The sequence below is a fragment of the Evansella vedderi genome (assembly GCF_030813435.1).
GTDB classification, from domain to species: domain Bacteria; phylum Bacillota; class Bacilli; order Bacillales; family Salisediminibacteriaceae; genus Evansella; species Evansella vedderi.
Map to the genome: position 1 here is coordinate 1 of NZ_JAUSUG010000036.1, position 21,236 is coordinate 21,236.

General features: G+C 38.6%; 20 protein-coding genes. 19 read left to right on the top strand and 1 reads right to left on the bottom strand.

Annotated elements, in window-relative coordinates:
* Window positions 1–358 precede the first annotated feature (358 nt).
* From J2S74_RS25970 to J2S74_RS26035, 14 genes are all read left to right on the top strand, one after another.
* The gene (locus tag J2S74_RS25970; RefSeq protein ID WP_307332242.1) at window positions 359–541 is read left to right on the top strand and encodes a small, acid-soluble spore protein, alpha/beta type; all 183 of its coding nucleotides are present in this window, start codon (window positions 359–361) and stop codon (window positions 539–541) included.
* 181 nt (window positions 542–722) lie between these two features.
* Window positions 723–1,589, top strand: a complete 867-nt coding sequence (gene ispE / locus J2S74_RS25975; RefSeq protein ID WP_307332245.1) for a 4-(cytidine 5'-diphospho)-2-C-methyl-D-erythritol kinase — start codon at window positions 723–725, stop codon at window positions 1,587–1,589.
* 97 nt (window positions 1,590–1,686) lie between these two features.
* A complete protein-coding gene (gene purR, locus J2S74_RS25980) occupies window positions 1,687–2,529 on the top strand; it encodes a pur operon repressor (RefSeq protein WP_307332247.1) in 843 nt (280 codons plus the stop codon).
* Between the two features lie 174 nt (window positions 2,530–2,703).
* Window positions 2,704–2,991: a septation regulator SpoVG gene (gene spoVG / locus J2S74_RS25985; RefSeq protein ID WP_307332250.1), complete on the top strand. Its 288-nt coding sequence runs from the start codon at window positions 2,704–2,706 to the stop codon at window positions 2,989–2,991.
* 264 nt (window positions 2,992–3,255) lie between these two features.
* On the top strand, window positions 3,256–4,629 hold the full coding sequence (gene glmU, locus J2S74_RS25990) for a bifunctional UDP-N-acetylglucosamine diphosphorylase/glucosamine-1-phosphate N-acetyltransferase GlmU (RefSeq protein ID WP_307332253.1): 1,374 nt from the start codon (window positions 3,256–3,258) through the stop codon (window positions 4,627–4,629).
* Between the two features lie 16 nt (window positions 4,630–4,645).
* Window positions 4,646–5,596, top strand: coding sequence for a ribose-phosphate diphosphokinase (locus J2S74_RS25995; RefSeq protein WP_307332256.1), 951 nt, complete (start codon window positions 4,646–4,648; stop codon window positions 5,594–5,596).
* A gap of 134 nt (window positions 5,597–5,730) precedes the next feature.
* Window positions 5,731–6,396, top strand: coding sequence for a 50S ribosomal protein L25/general stress protein Ctc (locus J2S74_RS26000; protein WP_307332259.1), 666 nt, complete (start codon window positions 5,731–5,733; stop codon window positions 6,394–6,396).
* A 159-nt stretch (window positions 6,397–6,555) separates the two neighbouring features.
* Window positions 6,556–7,113, top strand: coding sequence for an aminoacyl-tRNA hydrolase (gene pth / locus J2S74_RS26005; protein WP_307332334.1), 558 nt, complete (start codon window positions 6,556–6,558; stop codon window positions 7,111–7,113).
* Between the two features lie 76 nt (window positions 7,114–7,189).
* A complete protein-coding gene (gene fin, locus J2S74_RS26010; RefSeq protein ID WP_307332262.1) occupies window positions 7,190–7,420 on the top strand; it encodes an anti-sigma-F factor Fin in 231 nt (76 codons plus the stop codon).
* Between the two features lie 123 nt (window positions 7,421–7,543).
* Window positions 7,544–11,104 carry a transcription-repair coupling factor gene (mfd, locus tag J2S74_RS26015; protein WP_307332265.1) on the top strand — a complete coding sequence of 1,187 codons (3,561 nt, stop codon included), beginning with the start codon at window positions 7,544–7,546 and terminating at the stop codon, window positions 11,102–11,104.
* A gap of 345 nt (window positions 11,105–11,449) precedes the next feature.
* Entirely contained in the window at window positions 11,450–11,989 is a 540-nt protein-coding gene (gene spoVT, locus J2S74_RS26020) for a stage V sporulation protein T (RefSeq protein ID WP_307332337.1), read from the top strand.
* A 214-nt stretch (window positions 11,990–12,203) separates the two neighbouring features.
* On the top strand, window positions 12,204–13,811 hold the full coding sequence (locus J2S74_RS26025) for a putative polysaccharide biosynthesis protein (RefSeq protein WP_307332268.1): 1,608 nt from the start codon (window positions 12,204–12,206) through the stop codon (window positions 13,809–13,811).
* 16 nt (window positions 13,812–13,827) lie between these two features.
* A complete protein-coding gene (gene yabN, locus J2S74_RS26030) occupies window positions 13,828–15,291 on the top strand; it encodes a bifunctional methyltransferase/pyrophosphohydrolase YabN (protein WP_307332271.1) in 1,464 nt (487 codons plus the stop codon).
* Between the two features lie 16 nt (window positions 15,292–15,307).
* A complete protein-coding gene (locus J2S74_RS26035; RefSeq protein ID WP_307332274.1) occupies window positions 15,308–15,583 on the top strand; it encodes an RNA-binding S4 domain-containing protein in 276 nt (91 codons plus the stop codon).
* A gap of 137 nt (window positions 15,584–15,720) precedes the next feature.
* Here J2S74_RS26035 and J2S74_RS26040 read toward each other — a convergent pair whose 3' ends face one another.
* Window positions 15,721–15,873 carry a hypothetical protein gene (locus J2S74_RS26040; RefSeq protein ID WP_307332276.1) on the bottom strand — a complete coding sequence of 51 codons (153 nt, stop codon included), beginning with the start codon at window positions 15,871–15,873 and terminating at the stop codon, window positions 15,721–15,723.
* A gap of 75 nt (window positions 15,874–15,948) precedes the next feature.
* Here J2S74_RS26040 and yabP point away from each other — a divergent pair, with 75 nt between their 5' ends.
* From yabP to spoIIE, 5 genes are all read left to right on the top strand, one after another.
* Window positions 15,949–16,257, top strand: coding sequence for a sporulation protein YabP (yabP, locus tag J2S74_RS26045; RefSeq protein ID WP_307332279.1), 309 nt, complete (start codon window positions 15,949–15,951; stop codon window positions 16,255–16,257).
* The gene (gene yabQ / locus J2S74_RS26050) at window positions 16,254–16,841 is read left to right on the top strand and encodes a spore cortex biosynthesis protein YabQ (protein WP_307332282.1); all 588 of its coding nucleotides are present in this window, start codon (window positions 16,254–16,256) and stop codon (window positions 16,839–16,841) included. Before yabP ends, yabQ begins: the two co-directional genes overlap by 4 nt.
* A gap of 15 nt (window positions 16,842–16,856) precedes the next feature.
* Window positions 16,857–17,243, top strand: a complete 387-nt coding sequence (locus J2S74_RS26055) for an FtsB family cell division protein (RefSeq protein WP_307332284.1) — start codon at window positions 16,857–16,859, stop codon at window positions 17,241–17,243.
* A gap of 75 nt (window positions 17,244–17,318) precedes the next feature.
* A complete protein-coding gene (locus J2S74_RS26060; RefSeq protein ID WP_307332287.1) occupies window positions 17,319–17,744 on the top strand; it encodes a S1 domain-containing RNA-binding protein in 426 nt (141 codons plus the stop codon).
* Window positions 17,745–18,576: 832 nt separating this feature from the next.
* Window positions 18,577–21,039: a stage II sporulation protein E gene (gene spoIIE / locus J2S74_RS26065; protein WP_307332290.1), complete on the top strand. Its 2,463-nt coding sequence runs from the start codon at window positions 18,577–18,579 to the stop codon at window positions 21,037–21,039.
* Window positions 21,040–21,236: the final 197 nt, after the last annotated feature.

Genomic DNA, 21,236 nt, shown 5'->3' on the forward strand with positions numbered 1-21,236 from the left:
TTGAGTTAACTTGGTTAAGTACTTCAATCGTAGCATAGTCATTGGGACTTTTTGCGTATAAATAATTATTTCATACACCAGGAAATTATATTTTTTCTGAATGTGGATAACAGTAGCTGAGTAATCGTCTAGCTTCATGCGCCATCGGCTCCGCTCGCCGCGCGTTATCTATGAGAAGAGCGCTCATAGATACCTTTGTAAAGATTGCGACGGCTTCGCTCATTGCTTCGGTGGCACAAAAGATAAAGTGCGATCTTTTGTGCCACCTATTATCAGGGTAGACTCCTACCAATAGCATTCATTCGCTTTAAATGGGCATACTAACATTGTTGCAGCTAATGGAAGGAGTTGTTGCAGAATGGGACGAAGACGAGGTATTATGTCAGATAACCTTAAGGTGGAGCTGGCAAAGGAACTTGGCTTCTATGATACTGTCCAACGGGATGGTTGGGGCGGCATTCGTTCAAAGGATGCAGGTAACATGGTAAAACGTGCCGTTGAAAGGGCAGAGCAACAATTATCTAAAGATCAAAATCTATAAGCCGCGACAATCAAGAGCTGAGGTTAAACACCTTGGCTCTTTTTTACATAGCCTTTCTATTAAGAAATCTTAAGTATATTGATCCAAAATATATTTTATTATGGGAAAGGTAGTATAGATCATTTACAAATGGTAAAATAACGGAGATAGAATTGAGGAACGGAAAAAGAAGCAGGTGAAGATGATGCAAAAAATAGTAAAAGCTCCGGCTAAAGTTAACTTAACATTAGATGTAATTGGAAAACGGGATGACGGTTTTCATGATGTAGAAATGATTATGACTACTGTAGATTTAGCTGATCGAATACAATTAAAAACTTTAAAAGAAGATCAAATAAAAATAGATGTAACACAAGGTTTTGTACCTACTAATGAAAATAACTTAGCATATAAAGCAGCAAAGCTGTTAAAGGATAAGTTTTCGATTGACAAAGGTATATCTATTTTCATCGATAAGAAAATACCAGTTTCAGCAGGTCTTGCTGGAGGCAGTACAGATGCAGCAGCTGTCCTAAGGGGACTAAACGACATATGGGAGCTTCAATTGTCTATGGAAGAGTTAGCAGAAATTGGCCTAGAAATTGGTTCAGATGTCCCGTTTTGTGTACATGGAGGTACTGCTATTGCGAGGGGAAGGGGAGAGAAGCTTGAATTTATTCCTGCTCCACCACCGTGCTGGGTGGTGCTTGTTAAACCCCCTATGGGAGTTTCCACAAAAGATATTTATGAACGTTTAAATTTAAAGGAATTAAAACATCCTGATACAAGTGGAATGGTAGCCGCCATCCAAGCCCAAGATTTCAAAGGGATTTGTATTAGGCTTGAAAATGTAATGGAGACGGTAACCTTTGAATTGCATCCAAATGTAAAGAAAGTAAAGGAAAAAATGATGCAATATGGTGGAGATGGTGTAGTAATGAGTGGTAGCGGACCAACTGTTTTTGCATTAACTCAAAACGAGTCTCGTGCTGTTCGTCTATATAATAGTTTAAAGGGATTTATGGAACAAGTTTATGTTGTTCGCCTTTTAGGGAAAAAACATGGGTAATTTTGGAGAACACTTGTTAATTCCGTATAAAAGTGGTATATTATCGATAAAACATTCGGATTTAACAAAATGGCTTTAAAAAGTGGAGGTTACCCCAATGAAATTTCGGAGAAGCGGCCGATTAGTAGATATGACAAATTACTTTTTATCCCATCCACATAAACAAATACCCCTGACGTTTTTTTCAGAGGCGTACAAATCAGCGAAATCCTCCATTAGTGAAGATATCGCTATTATTAAAGAAGTATTTGAAGAAAAGCGAATCGGTACCATCGGTACAACGGCAGGAGCGACCGGCGGTGTGACCTTTGTACCGACAGTTGGACGCAGCAAAACGGAGGAGTTAATTGATCAACTCTGTGAGGAGCTGGAGGATTCAGAACGGCTGCTGCCAGGTGGTTATTTATACATGATGGATGTTATAGGTGATCCTTTATTGACCCTGGAGTTGGGAAGGGTCTTTGCCTCTGCTTTCAGAAAGGCAAATGTAGATGCTGTAATGACCATGGCAACAAAGGGTATCCCATTGGCTTATGCTGTAGCAGGACACTTAAATGTTCCCGTTAGTATTGTTCGCCACGAGCATCGTATCACAGAAGGTTCTATCGTTAGTATTAACTATGTTTCAGGGTCTCAAAAAAGGATACAGACGATGTCTTTGGCGAGACGAAGCTTAAAACCTAACTCCAATGTATTAATCATCGATGATTTTATGAAGGCAGGCGGTACTATTCGCGGTATGATGGATTTAGTAACGGAATTCCAATCCACTATTGCCGGAATAGGTGTATTAACGGAAGCTGTTCATAGTGAAGAAAAATTGGTGGATAAGTACGTATCTTTAACAAAGTTAACGGAAGTGGATATTAAAACAAAGAAGATTAAGGTGGAAAGGGGAAATTTATTCGACATTCCTTTTTCCTATGAAGATATTAAATGATTGTATTTTAGCCGCCATGGAAATGGTGGCTTTTGTACATTGTGGATAAAAATGGAAGAAAGAAATAAAATTGAACATTATTTATACATTTTTTCAGAAAAAGAAGGAAATTTCTTTCCTTTGTAGAAATCCAATAAAAGGATAGAATTTATTTGGGTAAAGGTGGTGGCAGATATGGAAGTAACAGATGTGAGACTTCGCCGTGTGAACACGGAAGGTCGTATGCTTGCAATCGCGTCTATTACCATCGATGATGAATTTGTCGTTCATGATATTCGTGTCATCGACGGCAATAATGGTATGTTCGTGGCAATGCCTAGCAAGCGTACTCCAGACGGAGAATTCCGAGATATTGCTCATCCAATATCTTCGAAGACTCGTGAAAAGATTCAGTCAGCTGTTTTGGCTGAGTACGAACGTGCAGGTGAAGAAATAGAGTTTGAAGAAGCAGGAGCTTCATGATAAGAACAGTGTTGATTTTATAACAGTGTTGATTGAAGCTGAAGGAACAAGGAGGCTGAAGCGTTGCCCGCGGAAAGGGAGTGGGCCGTAGCGAATGACATCCAGATTCGATTTTTAGGGTAGCTAACAATTAGAGGGAACCTAGCCTGTATAGAAGGCTAGGTTTTATTTTGTTAAATACCACCTAATGCCTATTTCAACTTGAAATGTCCTTAAATTTAAGATATATTCGTAATGGAAAAATGAGCCCTTGGAGGTTAATATATGACAAATAGATTTGCCGTAATTTTAGCTGCTGGAAAAGGAACGAGGATGAAATCTGACCTATATAAGGTATTGCATCCTGTTGGTGGGAAACCAATGGTGCAGCATATTGTAGATCAAGTAAAAGGCTGTAAGGTGAAAAAAGTTATTACCGTTGTTGGACATGGTGCTGAAAAGGTAAAGGACCAATTGGGGGCAGAAGTGTCCTATGTCCTTCAAGAAGAACAATTAGGAACTGGTCATGCAGTAATGCAGGCTGAATCCCTCCTAAGTGGAGAAAAAGGAACTACTGTTGTTCTGTGTGGTGATACACCTCTTTTAACACAGCAAACGATAGATGCATTGATAGAAGAACATGAGACACAAAAGGCAAAGGCTACTATTCTAACTGCAGTAGCAGATGATCCAACGGGATATGGTAGAATTATAAGGGATAATGATGGTACAGTTAGAAAAATCGTTGAGCATAAAGATGCAACGAACGAAGAATTAACAGTAAAGGAAATTAATACCGGAACTTATTGCTTTGACAACGAAGCTTTGTTTAAAGCACTAAAAAAAGTTGGTAACGACAATGTACAAGGGGAATACTACTTACCTGATGTAGTAGAAATTCTGCAAGAGCAAGGGGAAGTAATTGCCGCCTATGGAACAGACGATTTTAACGAAACGATCGGTGTTAATGATCGAGTCGCCCTTAGTCGTGCCGAAATTCTTATGAAAAATAGAATAAATAAGCAAATGATGATCAATGGTGTTACTCTTATTGATCCGAACAACACTTATATCTCCTCAGATGCAAAAATAGGCCGTGATACGGTAGTTTATCCTGGTTCCATTATTCAAGGTAATACGGAAATTGGCGAGGGCTGCATTATCGGACCTTATACAGAGATAATAAATAGTAAAATCGGAAATGAAACAACCATCAAACAATCGGTTGTCCATGACAGTGAAATAGGAAACATTGTATCCATAGGTCCTTTTTCACATTTAAGACCACAAACCAGATTAGGTAATCATGTACGGGTAGGGAATTTTGTGGAACTTAAAAAAATGTCCATGGGTGATGGCAGTAAAGCTTCTCATCTAAGTTACTTAGGAGATGCTGAGATTGGGACCAATGTGAATGTAGGCTGCGGATCTATCACGGTCAACTATGATGGTAAAAATAAATATTTAACTAAGGTTGAAGACGGAGCGTTTATTGGTTGCAATTCTAACTTAATTGCCCCTGTAACTATTGGTAGAGAGGCCTATGTTGCAGCTGGATCTACCATTACAGAAGACGTTCCAGGGGAATCTCTTGCCATTGCAAGACAAAGGCAAACAAATAAAGAAGGTTATGTAAAAAAGAAGAATAAAGAAAATTAATTTTGGAGGTTAACAAATGGCTCTTTATAAAGATGAAAAATTAAAGGTGTTCACCTTAAATTCCAATCGGGACTTAGCCCATGAGATTAGTGAACACATTGGCATAGAAATGGGAAAATGCTCCGTTACAAGATTTAGTGATGGTGAAATTCAAATAAATATTGAAGAAAGTATCCGCGGCTGTGACATATTTGTTATCCAGTCTACTTCTTCACCTGCTAACGAACATATTATGGAATTATTGATTATGATCGATGCATTAAAAAGAGCCTCAGCAAAAACAATAAACGTGGTTATCCCATACTATGGATATGCTAGACAGGACCGTAAAGCGCGGTCTCGTGAGCCAATTACAGCTAAATTAGTAGCAAACCTTTTAGAAACTGCTGGTGCAAGCCGTGTTATCACTCTTGATTTGCACGCAACACAAATACAAGGGTTCTTTGACATCCCAGTAGATCAACTAGTTGGGGTACCTATTTTAGCGGACTATTTCCAAACAAAAAATATTGATGATATTGTCATTGTTTCACCAGACCATGGCGGTGTAGTAAGGGCAAGGAAAATGGCTGACCGATTAAAAGCACCTATCGCTATTGTTGATAAAAGACGCCCAAAGCCAAATGTTGCAGAAGTAATGAACATAGTTGGTAATATTGAAGGGAAAACAGCCATTATTATTGATGATATTATTGATACAGCTGGTACGATAACATTGGCTGCAAATGCAATGATCGAACAAGGTGCTAAGGAAGTGTATGCTTGTTGTACACACCCGGTCTTATCAGGGCCGGCAATTGAACGAATTCAAAACTCCAAAATTAAAGAGCTAGTTGTAACAAACTCCATACCTTTACCTGAAGAAAAGCATATAGATAAAATTAAGCAATTATCAGTTGGCCCTTTAATGGCCAAATCTATTATTCATGTACATGAAGAACGATCTGTGAGCCTTTTGTTTGACTAAACTACTGTTGTAATATATCTTATATACTATATTTTCTCTCATCTTTAACAAGCTCTTTTTAGGGGTTTACGTTTCAAAATTGTCTTTTTTGGGAAAAACATATAGAAGAAGCAAAAAAGATGAGGTGGATATTCATGGCAACAGTATTACAAGCAGATAAACGAGAAGATTTACGTGGGTCAAAGCTAAAAAGGATTCGAAACCAAGGCGGTGTCCCAGGTGTGATCTATGGGAAAGAAGTTGGTAATTCCCCCGTAACCGTAGAAGAGGTTTCACTAATAAAAACGATTCGTGAAAATGGAAGAAATGGTGTCCTTAAGCTTGATATTAATGGAAATCAAACAGATGTAATGATATCTGAAATTCAAGTGGACCCAATAAAAAATAACATCGTTCACGTGGACTTCTATGCCGTTGATATGAAAAAAGAAATAGATGCAAATGTACCTGTACAAGCAGTAGGAGAATCCATTGGAGTTAAAAACGGTGGTGTTCTCCAGCAATCCTTGTATGAGGTATCTATAAGAGCATTACCAAGTGATCTTCCGGAAGCAGTAGAGATAGATGTCTCTGAACTAGATATAAATGATTCTCTTCAAGTAAAAGATTTAGTAGCGGGAGCTAATTATGTCATTAATAATGATCCAGAGGAGTCCGTATTATCTATCCTTCCACCAACGGATGTTCCTAATGAACAGGATGCCGAAGGAGAAGATCAAGGTGAAAGTGAAGAGGCAGAACCAGAAGTAATTAATGAATCTGGCGATGAAGCAGGTAATAAAGGAACGGAAGAAGAATAGATAAAGTAGAAGAGGCTGTCCCCGAAAATGGGACAGCCTCTCCAATGGTTAAAGTTGTCTAGCTGAAGGCGCCTTGCGCTTTTCTTATAAGGGGTTGGGGTTGTGTTCTTTCAAAGATTATTTCAGCGGAACCGTGAATTAGAAAGTGAGAATATTCCAGTGAAACTTATAGTGGGATTAGGGAATCCAGGTAAAAAGTATGACGGCACACGGCATAACATCGGCTTTGAAGTTATAGACCGTTGTCAACAGCAATTAAATATAAACTTAGATCAATCTAAATTCAAAGGTATTTACGGCTTTAGAAAAATAGGCGAAGAGAAAATCTTTTTATTAAAGCCCTTAACGTATATGAACCTTTCCGGTGAGTCCATTGTTCCATTGATGAACTATTATAAAATTAAAACGGAGAATCTATTAGTTATTTACGATGACTTAGATTTAGAACCAGGTACCCTTCGGCTTAGGCAAAAGGGGGGACATGGGGGACATAATGGAATGAAATCCATTATTGGACAGCTAGGAACCGATCAATTTAATCGAATTCGTGTAGGTATCGGCCGCCCTCCTAAAGGAGTAGCTGTTCCCACCTATGTATTAGGCTCATTTGGAAAAGAGGAGCGACAAGCGGTGGACCATGTTGTTGAAAAAGCAGCAAATGCAGTGGAATCTTGGACAAAACAATCGTTTATAAATGTAATGAATGAATATAATTAATGATGTTGTATAGAGTTCACCTTGCCAGTTCATACTAATTAGTGAATGAAACGCATAATCTGGTGAGGAGGACATCATGGCCATTCATTATTATTGTCGGCATTGTTCGAAAGATGTTGGGAAGCTGAGCCAATGGCAAGCTGACGACAATCAATTAGGTTTTTCACAATTATCGGAGGAAGAACGAAAGGAAATGATTGAATATGATTCACAAGGTCATATTCAGGTTAAGGTTATTTGTGAGGATTGTGAAACGACCTTGCGAGAACACCCTGATTACCATGCTTACGAAACTTTTTTACATTAAGACAAATATCGACAGGCTTTGGTGCAACGTGCCAAAGCATTTTTCTGCTGATAGAAAAAGCAAAGAATTTTATACTAGCTAATTATTTATATATTTAATTAGATTTATAGAGGGGGGAAAGCCATGAAAGGGTATATAGAGACAATCAAACGTGGGGATGATACAGCAAGCATAATCGAAGGAATTGAAGCAAATTTATCAGAGCAAATGATTTCAGGCTTAGCAGGATCAGCTAGGTCACTTTTGCTTGCCTCCATATTTGATCTAACAAGACGTTCACAACTAGTAATTACCCATAACCTTTTTCAAGCGCAAAAGCTTTATGATGACTTAGTTTCACTTACCGGTGAAGATAATGTATTTTTATATCCTGTTAATGAACTTATTGCTGCAGAAATTGCTGTAGCTAGTCCTGAAATGAGAGGACAACGTATAGAAGCTCTAAATCGTCTGGCATCCAATAAGGAGGCGATTATTATTTCGCCAATGGCGGGTGTACGGCGACTCCTTCCACCTGTCGACCTATGGAAGAATTGCCAATTGAACTTCGAATTAGGGAAAGACATTGAGTTGGAGGCAACATTTAATCAACTTGTTTCCATGGGGTTTCAAAGGGTGGAGATGGTAGCCACTCCAGGTCATTTCAGTGTCCGTGGGGGAATTATTGATATTTACCCATTGACAGAAGAAAATCCGATACGTATTGAGCTTTTTGATACAGAAGTAGATTCTATAAGATTTTTTGATGTGGAAACACAGAGATCCGTATCTAAGGTCAATAGGATTAAAATAGGCCCTGCTAAAGAAGTGTTATTATATAAAGAACACTTTCAACAAGGGTCAGAAAAATTGGAAAAGGCTTTATCCAAAAGTCTATCATCTATGAAGGATGCTTCCACAAAAGAAAAAATGGCCCAACAGGTTGGGCAGGAAATAGATTGGTTAAAGCAGTACACTGCATTCGATTCTATGTATAAATACATGTCTCTATTCTATGAAAAGCGCTATACATTACTAGACTATATGCCTGATAATGGGGTTCTTTTCATTGATGAGGTTAGCCGTGTACAGGAGATGGCTAAAAGCCTAGAGAAGGAAGAAGGGGAATGGCATACATCCATGCTTTCCCAAGGGGCGACAGTTTCTAATATTGAGCTATCCAAAGGCTGGGACGATCTTATTCAAGAGACATCACGTCCAAAGCTTTATTTAAGTTTGTTTCTAAGACATGTACCGTCCACTAGTCCGAAAAATATTGTAAATATTCAAAGTAAGACGATGCAAAACTTCCATGGACAATTACATCTCCTTAAAAGTGAGGTGGACAGATGGAAGGAAGCAAATTACTCTATTACTTTCTTATGTGCTGACGAAGATAGGGCTGAACGTATGAAAAAAGTCCTCTCAGATTATCAAATCGAAGCTTCTGTTGTAAAAGAGGAAGATCTGCCGGTACCAGGGAAGGCTCAAATCGTTACGGGGCTTCTAATGTCTGGATTTGAATTACCAATGCAGCGAATGATTTTGATAACGGAGGAAGAGGTTTTTACAAAGAAGTCGAAAAAACCAAAACGAAGGCAAAAGCTTTCTAACGCGGAAAGGATTAAAAACTACTCTGAACTTAGTATCGGTGATTGGGTTGTGCACGTAAATCACGGAATTGGAAAATACTTAGGAATTGAAACTCTCGAGGTTGCAGGAATCCATAAGGATTATATGCATATTTCCTATGCCGGGAATGACAAGCTTTATGTTCCTGTTGAACAAATTGATCAAGTCCAGAAATATGTAGGATCAGAAGAAAAGGAACCGAAACTTTATGCACTAGGTGGTAACGAGTGGAAGAAGGTTACGAAGAAGGTTCGCTCCTCTGTACAAGATATTGCTGATGATCTAATAAAGCTATATGCAGAAAGGGAAGCAAGCCAAGGCTACGCATTCTCAAAGGATGGCCCAGAGCAGCGTGAGTTTGAATCTTCATTTCCTTATCAAGAAACAGAAGATCAATTGCGGGCTATTGAGGAAATTAAAAAGGATATGGAAAGGGACCGCCCAATGGATCGCTTACTCTGCGGCGATGTTGGTTACGGTAAAACAGAAGTGGCATTAAGAGCTGCATTTAAGGCGATTATGGATGGAAAACAGGTGGCTTTTCTTGTTCCAACAACCATTTTAGCACAGCAGCACTATGAAACTATTCGAGAACGATTTCAAGATTTTCCTATTAATATGGGCTTATTGAATAGGTTCCGTTCACGAAAAATACAGCAGCAAACGATCGAAGGGTTAAAGAAGGGATCCATTGACATTGTAGTTGGTACGCACCGGTTATTATCCAAGGATATTAAGTTTAAGGATATTGGATTACTAATCGTTGACGAGGAGCAGCGTTTTGGTGTAACCCACAAGGAAAAAATAAAGAAATTGAAGGCCAATATTGATGTTCTAACATTAACGGCTACACCAATTCCTAGAACTCTGCATATGTCTATGCTAGGAGTTAGGGATTTATCTGTCATCGAAACGCCGCCAGAAAATCGCTTCCCAGTCCAAACCTATGTGGTTGAATACAACGAGTCGCTAGTAAGGGAGGCCATTGAAAGGGAAATGGCAAGGGGAGGACAAACCTTCTACCTCCATAACCGTGTAGAGGATATTGAAACGATAGCAGACAAACTTTCCATGCTGGTTCCTGATGCCACAATTCGATTTGCCCATGGACGTATGACAGAGGCAGAACTTGAAGCTGTTATGCTGGATTTCCTTGAAGGGAATACGGATGTACTTGTAACAACTACTATTATTGAAACGGGTGTAGATATACCGAATGTAAATACGTTAATTATTAATAATGCTGATAAAATGGGGCTTTCTCAATTGTATCAACTAAGGGGAAGGGTTGGCCGGTCAAATCGTGTTGCTTATGCCTATTTTACACACCAACGAGATAAAATTTTGACAGAAGTAGCGGAAAAGCGACTTCAATCTATTAAGGAGTTTACAGAGCTTGGTTCAGGCTTTAAAATTGCCATGCGTGATTTGTCCATTCGCGGAGCGGGTAATTTGTTAGGAGCAGAACAGCATGGCTTTATTGCATCTGTAGGATTTGACTTCTACTCACAAATGTTGAAAGAAGCAATTGATGAAAGAAAACGAGGTGTTCCGACTGCGGAAGAGAAAAAGGAAACAAAGGATATGGAATTCGATATACAAGTGGACGCCTACATTCCGGAAACATATATCCCAGATTCAAAACAGAAGATAGATATGTACAAACATTTTAAAGCTGTTGATAGCTATGATGACATATTGGAGCTGGAAGGGGAAATGATCGATCGCTTCGGTGATTATCCTAAAGAGGTTGGATTCCTGCTACAGGTATCCAAAATTAAGCAGTTAGCAAAACAAGAGAAGATAGACTCGATTGTTGAAAAAAACAAGGAATGTAAGGTTATATTGAGTGAGGAAACCACTAACGCTATTGATGGTTCTAAACTATTTTCCCTCGTTAACCGTCTGTCCAATAAGCTGAACTTATCCATGACTGGAAAACAGATTACCATTCATTTAAAAAGAAAAACTTTCTCAGATGGTGAATATTTATCATTATTGGAGGATGTGCTCTCAAGACTAGATGAGGTTCAAAAGGAAAGTGCAGCTGAAAGGAATAAAGCTTCTATCTAACTAAAATTTCGAGGTGTGATAAATGGATGGATAAGACCATTTATCACACTTTTTTACTGTTTACACCAGGAAATTATATTTTTATAAATGTGGATAACTGTGGCTGAATAGTCGTCTAGCTTCAGCACCTACTCGCTCGAGGGAAAAAGGATAAGAGTTCTTTGGTATGAAAGGGTTTACAACATTTCCAAGTAAATAATTAGGAAACAAAACCAAATTTATTCAACAAATGGTGAATAGTTCTTTTTTTTCGTTTAATAATAAAGACAGATTCAGCTAACAAAGTTCAATACTTGCAAGCAAGCATCGACGTGACTACAACAAGGAAAGTGAGGCAACGTGAGTATGAAAGCAACTGGAATTGTTCGACGCATTGATGATTTAGGACGTGTGGTAATACCAAAAGAAATTCGCCGTACATTACGAATTCGTGAAGGAGATCCTTTAGAAATTTTTGTGGATCGAGATGGGGAAGTAATATTAAAGAAGTATTCCCCAATTTCTGAACTTGGTGATTTTGCAAAAGAGTACGCAGAAGCATTATACGACAGCTTGAATCATGTTGTATTAATCGCAGACCGTGATTCTTATATTGCGGTAGCTGGTGGATCTAAGAAAGAATATCAAAATAAAGGTATTGGTGAACTAGTAGAAACAGCGATGAGTGACCGAAAGACCATGCTTGAGTCTCAAGCAGGGGAATATCAATTAGCCGGAGAAGGAAAAGACCAAGTAAATGGTTACTGTATTGCTCCAATTATTGCAAATGGCGACCCTATTGGAGCAGTAACCCTTATTGCTAAGGATTCAAATGGCATGGGAGATGTTGAGAAAAAGCTTGCAGAAACTGCAGCTGGATTTTTAGCACGCCAAATGGAACAATAAAGATCTTCTAATAAGAATTTAACCTGAAGAGAGCTGAGGCTCTCTTCTTTTTATATTGTTCATTCGCATAGGCTTTTTTTATAGCTAGAAGTAGTGAAAGGTGGCGACTCCAGCATTGCCCACGGAACCAGGACGGTGACATTACGCCTGAAACGGATTCGAGTAATCCCCATATGCTATAATAAGCATACTTTATTATACAGGAGAGGTAAATGTGAAGGAACCAGGTCAAGCTTCATCTCAATGGGTAAAGGGAGCAATATATTTATCTTTAGCTGCCTTATTTGTAAAAGCATTGAGTGCTTTATATAAAATACCATATCAAAACCTTACGGGAGATGTGGGGTATTATGTTTACCAACAAGTTTATCCTATTTATGGTGTCGCATTTGTTTTAGGTACATACGGATTCCCCTTAGTCATATCGAAAATGCTTGTAGACGCATTAAGAGAAACAAAGGAGAAACAATCTCATCTGCTTCTTTTTCTTTTTTTCAGTATTTTTCTATTAAATGCTATTATAGGGACTATCCTTATTTTGTTTGCAGGGTCTATTGCCCAGCTAATGGGAGATAGTGAATTAACTTTAGCCATTCGTTGGTTAGGGGCTCCTTTTTTTATTATTGCCTTTCTATCGGTTGGTAGAGGTTACTTTCAAAGTAGAGGGAATATGGCTCCAACAGCGGTTTCACAGGTTATGGAGCAAACAATTCGTGTTGCTGCCATTTTAATAGTGGCTATTTGGACGATGCGAGCGGGTAATAATCCATATTTAGCAGGAACCTCCGCTGGAATTGGCTCCCTTATAGGTGGAATTACTGGGGTAATCGTAATGATTTATTTTTTGAAAAGGGACAAACGGTTTAGTGAAGTTATCCATTGGCCAAGCTCTGAAATATCCATTAATTGGGTGCGACAACTAAAAACATTGATTGTATCAAGCTTCCTTGTTTCCGTAAGTGCGATGGCCCTTATTATTTTTCAATTAATAGACTCCTTTACTGTCTATCGACAGTTGGTTTTTTCAGGTTGGGAAGTGGAAATTGCAGCTGCTTTAAAAGGAATTTATGACCGTGGGTGGCCGATGGTACAATTAGGGGCGGTAGTCACAACTGTTTTCTCTTACGGAATGCTCCCTTATATTACACAGGCATTTAATCAAAGGAATACAGAAAGGCTTCAGAGGTACGTAACTCAATCCGTGAAGGTATGTATTGTATTTGGAGGGGCAGCAAGCCTAGGTTTAATGGTTATTTTACCAAACCTTAACCCAATGCTTTTTACAGATAAACAGGGAACTGAAGCACTTCAGATACTATCCTTGACTGTTTTTTTTGGAGCTCTTTTTATGACTATAGCAGCATTGTTTCATGCTGTAGGAAAAGCTATTATTGCAGCTAAAATTCTAATGGCAGGTCTTTTACTTAAAATTCTAGGAAATAGTATAGCTATACCTTTTTTGGGAATTGAAGGAGCAGCTATTTCTACCGTTATAAGCTTTGTTTTTTTAGCTTACTTATCCTATTATTTTTTAAAGAGAGAGTCTTTTATAGAAAAATTAGGGAAGTCATTTTGGCTCAAGTGGGCCATTTCTCTACTTGGGATGGCGTTAGTCGTCTGGCTGTATCAAAAGGGAACAATGGTTATAATGCAATTATTTTGGTTAGATCGACTTTATCATTGTTTTGTTGCGATAAGTTCTGCTTTGCTAGGGGCTATGAGTTATCTTTTATTTTTATGGAAATGGAAAGTCTTTACCCGTGAGGAATGGGAGAGTCTACCAAAGATTTCTAAATTTTTTCCTTATGGCAGCAAAAAATGAAAGGGAGTGAAGAATGATGAAAAGGGATATAACGGTTATTGGTCTAGGGGCGGGAGATTTAGAGCAATTGCCCTTAGGAATATATAAAATGTTAAAGGGAACAGATAAAATTTTTACGAGAACAGAGGAACACCCGGTAATTCATGAGTTGAAAGGGGAAGGGGTAGCGTTTATTGGTTTTGATTCCATCTACGAGGCCCATGATCAATTTGCCGAAGTGTATGAAGACATCTGCAGCAAACTCCTATTAGAGGCGGAGAAGGGCCATGTATATTATGCAGTTCCAGGTCATCCCCTTGTGGCAGAATCAACGGTTCAGCTTCTTTTAGAAAAGCAAAGGAAAGAGGAAATAAATTTACATATTATTGGGGGGCAAAGTTTCCTGGACCCAATGTTTACAGCCCTTCACATAGATCCTATTGATGGATTTCAATTATTAGATGGGACGAGTTTACAACGGGATGCCATTGAAATAAGGCACCATGTTATTATTGCTCAAGTGTATGATAGCTTTATCGCTTCTGAAGTGAAATTAACTTTAATGGAGAAGCTCCCAGACGATTATGAGGTGAAGGTAGTAACAGCTGCTGGAAGTAAAGAAGAATCGGTTGTAATAGTCCCGTTGTATGAATTGGACCGAGTAGCTTCGTTAAGTAATTTAACGGCGGTGTATGTTCCCCCTGTGACCGAAGAAAGGTTATTATACCGTGAATTCGCTAAATTACGTCAAGTTATTGCTAAGCTTCGAGGTCCTAACGGATGTCCTTGGGATAAGGAACAGACTCATGAGTCGTTAAAAAAATATTTAGTAGAGGAAGCCTATGAGGTCTTGGATGCCATTGATGATGGTGATGAGGAAAATTTAGCAGAAGAGTTAGGGGACGTTTTGTTACAAGTACTCCTTCATGCACAAATTGGAGAAGACGAAGGCATGTTCCAAATTGAGGATGTTATCGAAGCTTTGACTGAAAAAATGATTCGGCGTCACCCCCATGTTTTTGACAATGCAATTGCCAGTGATGCTGATAAAGTGGTTACCCAATGGGAGGCAATTAAAAAGCAAGAAAAAGGGAGTGAAAATGAATTTCACTCCATTCTTGAAAGTATTCCATCTGCACTACCGAGTTTATTACAGGCATATAAAATTCAAAAGAAGGCAGCAAAGGTTGGATTTGACTGGAATGAAGAAGCACCTATGTGGATGAAGCTTCAAGAAGAAATTTCTGAATGGATTCAAGAGATAAAAGAAGGTAATGAGGAAGAAGCGGCGAAGGAATTAGGAGACATATTATTTGTCATCGTAAATCTTGCTAGATTTCATGGTATTGACCCAGAAGAAGCTTTAAGACAAACGAATCGTAAATTTATCCGTCGCTTTTATTACATTGAGAAAAGCATTCATGGACAAGGAAAGAAACTAGAGGAACAGTCACTAGAAGATCTAGACGCCCTCTGGAATGAAGCGAAGGGGCAGGAATAGAGAGGAGAAAAAAGGAATGAGATTAGATAAATTTTTAAAGGTTTCCCGCATTATTAAGAGGCGGACAATGGCAAAAGAGGTTGCTGAACAGGGAAGAGTTCAAATTAATGGACAAACGGCAAAAGCAGGAGCCAATGTAAAGGTTGGAGACGAAGTGGCCATTCAGTTTGGACAGAAGCATGTAACCTTTCGCATCAATCGGTTGGAAGACTCCATAAGAAAAGAAGAGGCAGAAACGATGTACACCATCGTAAAAGAAGAAAGAATCAAAGAAGAAGGAATATTAGACTAACACTGCAGCTTTTGTATCTTAAAGGCTGATTTAAAAGATTTTTATTTTTAGGAGAAAATATATTTTTACTTGGTTACGCTTCAGGCGGACCAATTACGCCTAAAGGCAGCCCACGTCCTATGGGCAACGGCGTAATGTCACTGTCCTGGTTCCGCGGGCAACGCTTCAGCTTCCTCGGGCCATGACTCTTCCTCTGCTAGTATCGCTCCTGTGCTGGAGTCGTCGCCTTCCGCTTCACCAAGCTCTATAAAAAGAAATCTAGTATACGAAAAGATCCTTTTAAAAAACATTTTTTAAAGGCTTGTTCTATTCTAATTTCCCTGATCATACATATGTAGCAAAGTGTTTTGAGGAGGGAAAGGTGAATGGAACATTCATATGGCTATACAGCAGGTGGACAAGGTAGAAAAACAATGGATCACTCCATAACAATGCGGGGGAGAAAAACACTAGACATTACAGGTGTTAAACAGGTGGAAAGCTTTGATAATGAAGAATTTTTACTAGAGACCGTAATGGGGTTCTTATCAATTCGCGGCCAGCATTTACAAATGAAAAATTTAGATGTAGATGAAGGAAATGTTTCAATTCAGGGACGAATTGATGATCTCGTCTACTTAGATGAACAGCATACCGGAAAGTCTAAAGGCTTGTTCGGGAAGTTATTCAAGTGACATTAGAAGTACAATTTCTATCTATGCTGGCAAGCGTTGGTACAGGCTTGTGGTTTGGGGCTTCCTTCGATACGTATAAGCGTTTTGTTGGAGGTTCCAAGCGTTTTCGTTGGACACTGTTAATCAATGATATACTATTTTGGCTGTTACAAGCACTTGTTTTTTTCTATGTGCTTTTTCAGGTGAATCAAGGGGAAATAAGGTTTTATTTATTTCTAGCTCTAATACTAGGTTATTCTATATACCGGGCATTGCTTGAAAGAATATATTTAAAAATACTAAATTGGGTTATCCGTTTTGTGAAACAAACGATTCACATTCTTGTTCAAACAACAAAAGTACTAATTATTAATCCGATAAAATGGTTATTGAAAGTAACTGTTGCGTTGAGTATGATAGTATTAACCACAATTTGGAGAATTCTTCATATTCTTTTGCAGGTATTATTGTTTCCATTCCGTTGGCTCATTCAAAAGTTCGTACAAGCTTTTGGTAATCCATTAGACCGAGTAGTAGCTAAACTCGTAAACTGGAAAAGGAAAATAATAAATTTATGGAACAAAGTAAGAAATAAATTTAGGTGAGACGAGGTGAAATCAATGTCCAATAACCCAAAAGCTAATATTAGACGTTTGACTTCTGAATATATGGAAAAGCATTCTATCCTTCAAGAACAAAACTTAAGAAGAAAAAAAGGGTTGATAAGAAGGCTCACTGTCTATGGAGTGCTTATGGTTATTTTCATTGCTTTTATCGGAAACACCTTATATAACCAACAGCAAACAATACAAGAACAAGAGAAACAAAAGAAAGTTTTGGAAGAAGAATTGTTAGTTTTACAAAATACAGAATTGGATTTAAGGGAAGAAATTCAACTATTACATGATCCGGAATACATTGCTGAAATCGCTAGAAGAGACTTCTATTTAACAAAACCTGGTGAAACATTATTTCAATTGCCTCGCTCTTCTACTTCTACTGATTGACATGAGTATTTTAATCTCGGTATAATAGTATAAAATGAATTTTTTTTAAGACATTTAAGGAGGAGCATTTTTTACATGTCCATTGAAGTAGGCAGCAAGTTGCAAGGTAAAGTTACCGGTATAACAAATTTCGGAGCTTTTGTTGAATTGCCCGGCGGTTCGACTGGCTTAGTACACATCAGTGAAGTAGCTGATAACTACGTTAAAGACATTAACGAGTTTTTAACAGTAGGAGATGAAGTTGAAGTCAAAGTATTAAACGTAGAGTCAGATGGGAAAATTGGATTATCTATCCGTAAGGCGAAGGAAGCACCTCCTCAGGAACGTGAGCAACGACGCCCTCAAAAAAGAAGTCCACGTAACCAAGGTAATAATCGACGTGAGCAACTTTCTTTCGAAGACAAAATGAACCGTTTCTTGAAGGATAGTGAAGAACGTTTGGCTTCTTTAAAACGCAACACAGAATCTAAGCGTGGAGGTCGAAACACCAAAAGGGGATAATCTTGCTGCTAGTGATATGATATAAAATTCACAACAACACTTGTCTTGATAGGCAAGTGTTTTTTGTAGTGAAAAAGCCCCTGTACAAATAAAAATTTGCACTATGGGGTATGAAAATACAAGTTTTTATTGCAGTTGGTGTGAGCGGTAGCCCACGAGAAGTCGACTGTATCTTCCTCTACAAGCTTATGCTTAGTAGCCTATGCGTCGAGACAACTCGAAGCTTAGTCAAGTGGCATCACGCGTGATGGCTCTCTGATGTAAACGCTCGTTCCTGCGGGAACAGCGAGCCAGGCAAGACCCCACATGGCATAAGAAGGGCACTGAAAAAGTTATATATTTTTCACTGAGAAAATAGCAATCGCTCCGCGCGTTGCACGCCTGCTATGAAAAAACCACTCATAGCAGGCTTTAAAAATCTTGCAACGGCTTGCGGTTCGCCCGCGGAAAGGGAGCGACCGTAGCGAATGACAACCAGATTCAGATTTACAAGATAGCTCTTTTTAAAAATATTCAATAAATCGTGCGAGGATGTTCGTCATTTTCATTCAATATGCGTTTATTTGTCAAAGTTTCTTATTTACATAGGAAAAGCCAGGGAAATCCTGCTATATCAGTCTTAATAGGGTATTTGTGTCCAATTTATGGATAATTATATTAAGTATTAAATACAGAAAAGCTTACACATCCTATGTAGTTTCGGCCACTACTTGGACGTTTAAAGGAGATTATCGTCGAAGACTTTTTTTGATTAGACAAGGACTTTTGACAAATTCTGAATTACATTCATGTTTATAATGTTACCACGATAAGGAATAGGGTGGTGTATGGAATGTTACATCGATTATCATTAAAAGCAATTGGTGGACAAGCAGCTGAATGGATGAATGAGCCAGCTTCAATGGTAAAAGAAACAGCCGTAACACGATCAACTGTAACAACTCAATCGTTCAAAACCACGTTGATCATACTTATACTAGGATTCTTATTAGGAAGGTCCGTTATACTTTTTGAATTAGTTCCTTTTGTAATCCCGTTCTTAGCAGTTATATGTAAATGGAGGCGAAGCTATACCTTAGCTGCAGGATTAGCTTTAATTGCAGGTTCAGCAACTGTCTCCTTTGTCTTTGCAGGATTCACTGTTGTGGCAATTTTATTTTACTTGTTGTTTCAGGGCATTAGTAACACATTTTTCGAGCAGCAACGGTTTATTCCAATTGTTGTTCTAGCATCGGTAACGGTTGCTAGGTTCTTAGGATTACTAGTTACGGAAGGGTATTCCATTTATCATTTACTCACTGCAGCTATTGAGGGTGGACTAGCTATGATTGTCACGATGATCTTTTTTCAAAGTGTCCCTCTAATATTAGAAAAAAAGAAAAAATTAACGTTGAAAAGTGAGGAAATAATTTGTTTAGTCATTTTGTTAGCTTCCCTTATGACTGGAACGGTTGGGTGGCTGATTTTTCAACTATCCGTTGAGCAAATAGTTGCGAGATATGTTGTTCTCATTTTCGCTTTTGTTGGAGGGGCTGCCATTGGTTCCACTGTAGGTGTAGTTACGGGACTCATACTCAGCCTAGCAAATGTGGCTAACCTTTTTTATATGAGTCTACTAGCATTTTCTGGTTTACTAGGTGGACTCTTAAAAGAAGGAAAGAAAATTTCTGTAGCACTAGGGTTAATTATTGCCACTTTACTTATGGGAATGTATGCAGATAATCAAGTACCAATGCAGTATTCTTTATACGAGAGTCTTGTGGCTATAGCTTTATTTATGATAACGCCAAAAAAGTGGACGTCAGAGCTTTCTAAATTCATACCTGGAACTATGGAACATTCTCAGGAACAGCAGCAATATTTACGGAAAATAAGAGATGTAACTGCCGGTAAGGTTGAGCAGTTCTCTAATTTATTTCTAAGTCTTTCAAAAAGCTTTTCACTATTAGAAACGGGCGGAGAAAAATCAAATAGAGAAAGGGAAGTAGATTTGTTTTTAAGCAGGGTCACAGAACAAACTTGTCAAACATGTATGAAAAAACACCATTGTTGGACAAAGAAGTTTGATGAGACCTATGGACTTATGGAGCAGTTAATGGATGAGTATGAGGAAGAGGGGGAAATAAAAAATCGCCAGTTAATAGCTAATTGGCGGCAGCATTGTGTTATTGATGAACGGGTTATTTCTATCATGAAGAAGGAACTAAACCAGCATTATGCCAGCATGCAATTAAAGCAACAACTTATAGAAAGCAGACGCCTCGTTGCAGACCAGTTAAAAGGAGTTTCTAAGGTAATGGAGGATTTTGCAAAGGATATTCAACGGGAAAAAAAGGCCCATGAGAAACAAGAGTCGGAAATAATGGACGCCATTCAAAATGCTGGTATAGACGTGGACAATGTGGATGTTTATAGTTTAGAAACGGGAAGTGTGGATATTGAAATAACTTTACCAAGTAATGATTACAACGAAGGAGAAAAAATTGTTGCTCCATTGCTTTCAGATATTTTAAACGAAACCGTCATTGTAAAACATGTGGAACCTTCTTCTTTAACAGGATCAGAATCGCGAATTACCTTAGGATCTACAAAAGCTTTTGTAGTGAGGGAAGGTGTTGCCCATGCAGCGAAAGGAGGCAGACTTGTATCTGGAGATAGTTATTCCACCATGGAATTAGGTGCTGGAAAATATGCCATTGCTATCAGCGATGGGATGGGGAATGGTACAAGGGCACATATAGAAAGTCAAGAAACAATAGGGCTGTTAAAAAATATTCTCCGATCAGGAATTGAAGAGACAGTTGCTATTAAATCGATAAATTCTATCCTTTCCCTGAGATCAGAGGATGAAGTGTTCTCCACACTGGATTTAGCTATGATTGATTTACAGGACGGGTTGGTGAAGTTTTTAAAGGTTGGTTCTATACCAAGCTATGTGAAAAGGGGCGATAAGGTAAAGGCAGTAGAGGCAGGAAATCTTCCAATTGGAATTATACAAGAGATGGATGTGGACGTGGTGACAGAGGCATTAAAGGCGGGAGATCTACTTATCATGATGAGTGATGGAATCTATGAAGCTCCTACTGTTGCAGAAAATAAAGATGTTTGGTTAAAAAGAGTTATAAAAGAGATTGAAACAGAAGACCCGCAAGAAATTGCTGACATCCTGATGGAGCGGGTAATAAGGGAGAGTGGAAATGAAATTCATGATGATATGACAGTTATTGTTGCAAAATTAGATCATCATCTACCAAAATGGGCAACCATTTCCATACCATATGAGAAAAGGGCATAGAGTTTTAAATACTCTATATCCAAATGAAATTCGCACCATGGAAAATGAGAATTTTAGTCTGCATTGGAATGAGCGAAGGTCCACGACACTCCTGCGGAAGAATGAGCAAGCCAAGACCACACAGGGCGAAGCCCGTGGGGGCTTGACAGGTCGTCCGCGGAAAGGGAGTGGACCGTAGCGAATGACAACCAGATTCG

Bases quoted from the DNA above. Each gene is read 5' to 3' on its own strand.
- J2S74_RS25970 (WP_307332242.1), top strand. From the start codon at position 359: ATGGGACGAAGACGAGGTATTATGTCAGATAACCTTAAGGTGGAGCTG.
- ispE (WP_307332245.1), top strand. From the start codon at position 723: ATGATGCAAAAAATAGTAAAAGCTCCGGCTAAAGTTAACTTAACATTA.
- purR (WP_307332247.1), top strand. From the start codon at position 1,687: ATGAAATTTCGGAGAAGCGGCCGATTAGTAGATATGACAAATTACTTT.
- spoVG (WP_307332250.1), top strand. From the start codon at position 2,704: ATGGAAGTAACAGATGTGAGACTTCGCCGTGTGAACACGGAAGGTCGT.
- glmU (WP_307332253.1), top strand. From the start codon at position 3,256: ATGACAAATAGATTTGCCGTAATTTTAGCTGCTGGAAAAGGAACGAGG.
- J2S74_RS25995 (WP_307332256.1), top strand. From the start codon at position 4,646: ATGGCTCTTTATAAAGATGAAAAATTAAAGGTGTTCACCTTAAATTCC.
- J2S74_RS26000 (WP_307332259.1), top strand. From the start codon at position 5,731: ATGGCAACAGTATTACAAGCAGATAAACGAGAAGATTTACGTGGGTCA.
- fin (WP_307332262.1), top strand. From the start codon at position 7,190: ATGGCCATTCATTATTATTGTCGGCATTGTTCGAAAGATGTTGGGAAG.
- mfd (WP_307332265.1), top strand. From the start codon at position 7,544: ATGAAAGGGTATATAGAGACAATCAAACGTGGGGATGATACAGCAAGC.
- spoVT (WP_307332337.1), top strand. From the start codon at position 11,450: ATGAAAGCAACTGGAATTGTTCGACGCATTGATGATTTAGGACGTGTG.
- yabN (WP_307332271.1), top strand. From the start codon at position 13,828: ATGAAAAGGGATATAACGGTTATTGGTCTAGGGGCGGGAGATTTAGAG.
- J2S74_RS26035 (WP_307332274.1), top strand. From the start codon at position 15,308: ATGAGATTAGATAAATTTTTAAAGGTTTCCCGCATTATTAAGAGGCGG.
- J2S74_RS26040 (WP_307332276.1), bottom strand. From the start codon at position 15,873: ATGTTTTTTAAAAGGATCTTTTCGTATACTAGATTTCTTTTTATAGAG.
- yabP (WP_307332279.1), top strand. From the start codon at position 15,949: ATGGAACATTCATATGGCTATACAGCAGGTGGACAAGGTAGAAAAACA.
- J2S74_RS26055 (WP_307332284.1), top strand. From the start codon at position 16,857: ATGTCCAATAACCCAAAAGCTAATATTAGACGTTTGACTTCTGAATAT.
- J2S74_RS26060 (WP_307332287.1), top strand. From the start codon at position 17,319: ATGTCCATTGAAGTAGGCAGCAAGTTGCAAGGTAAAGTTACCGGTATA.
- spoIIE (WP_307332290.1), top strand. From the start codon at position 18,577: ATGTTACATCGATTATCATTAAAAGCAATTGGTGGACAAGCAGCTGAA.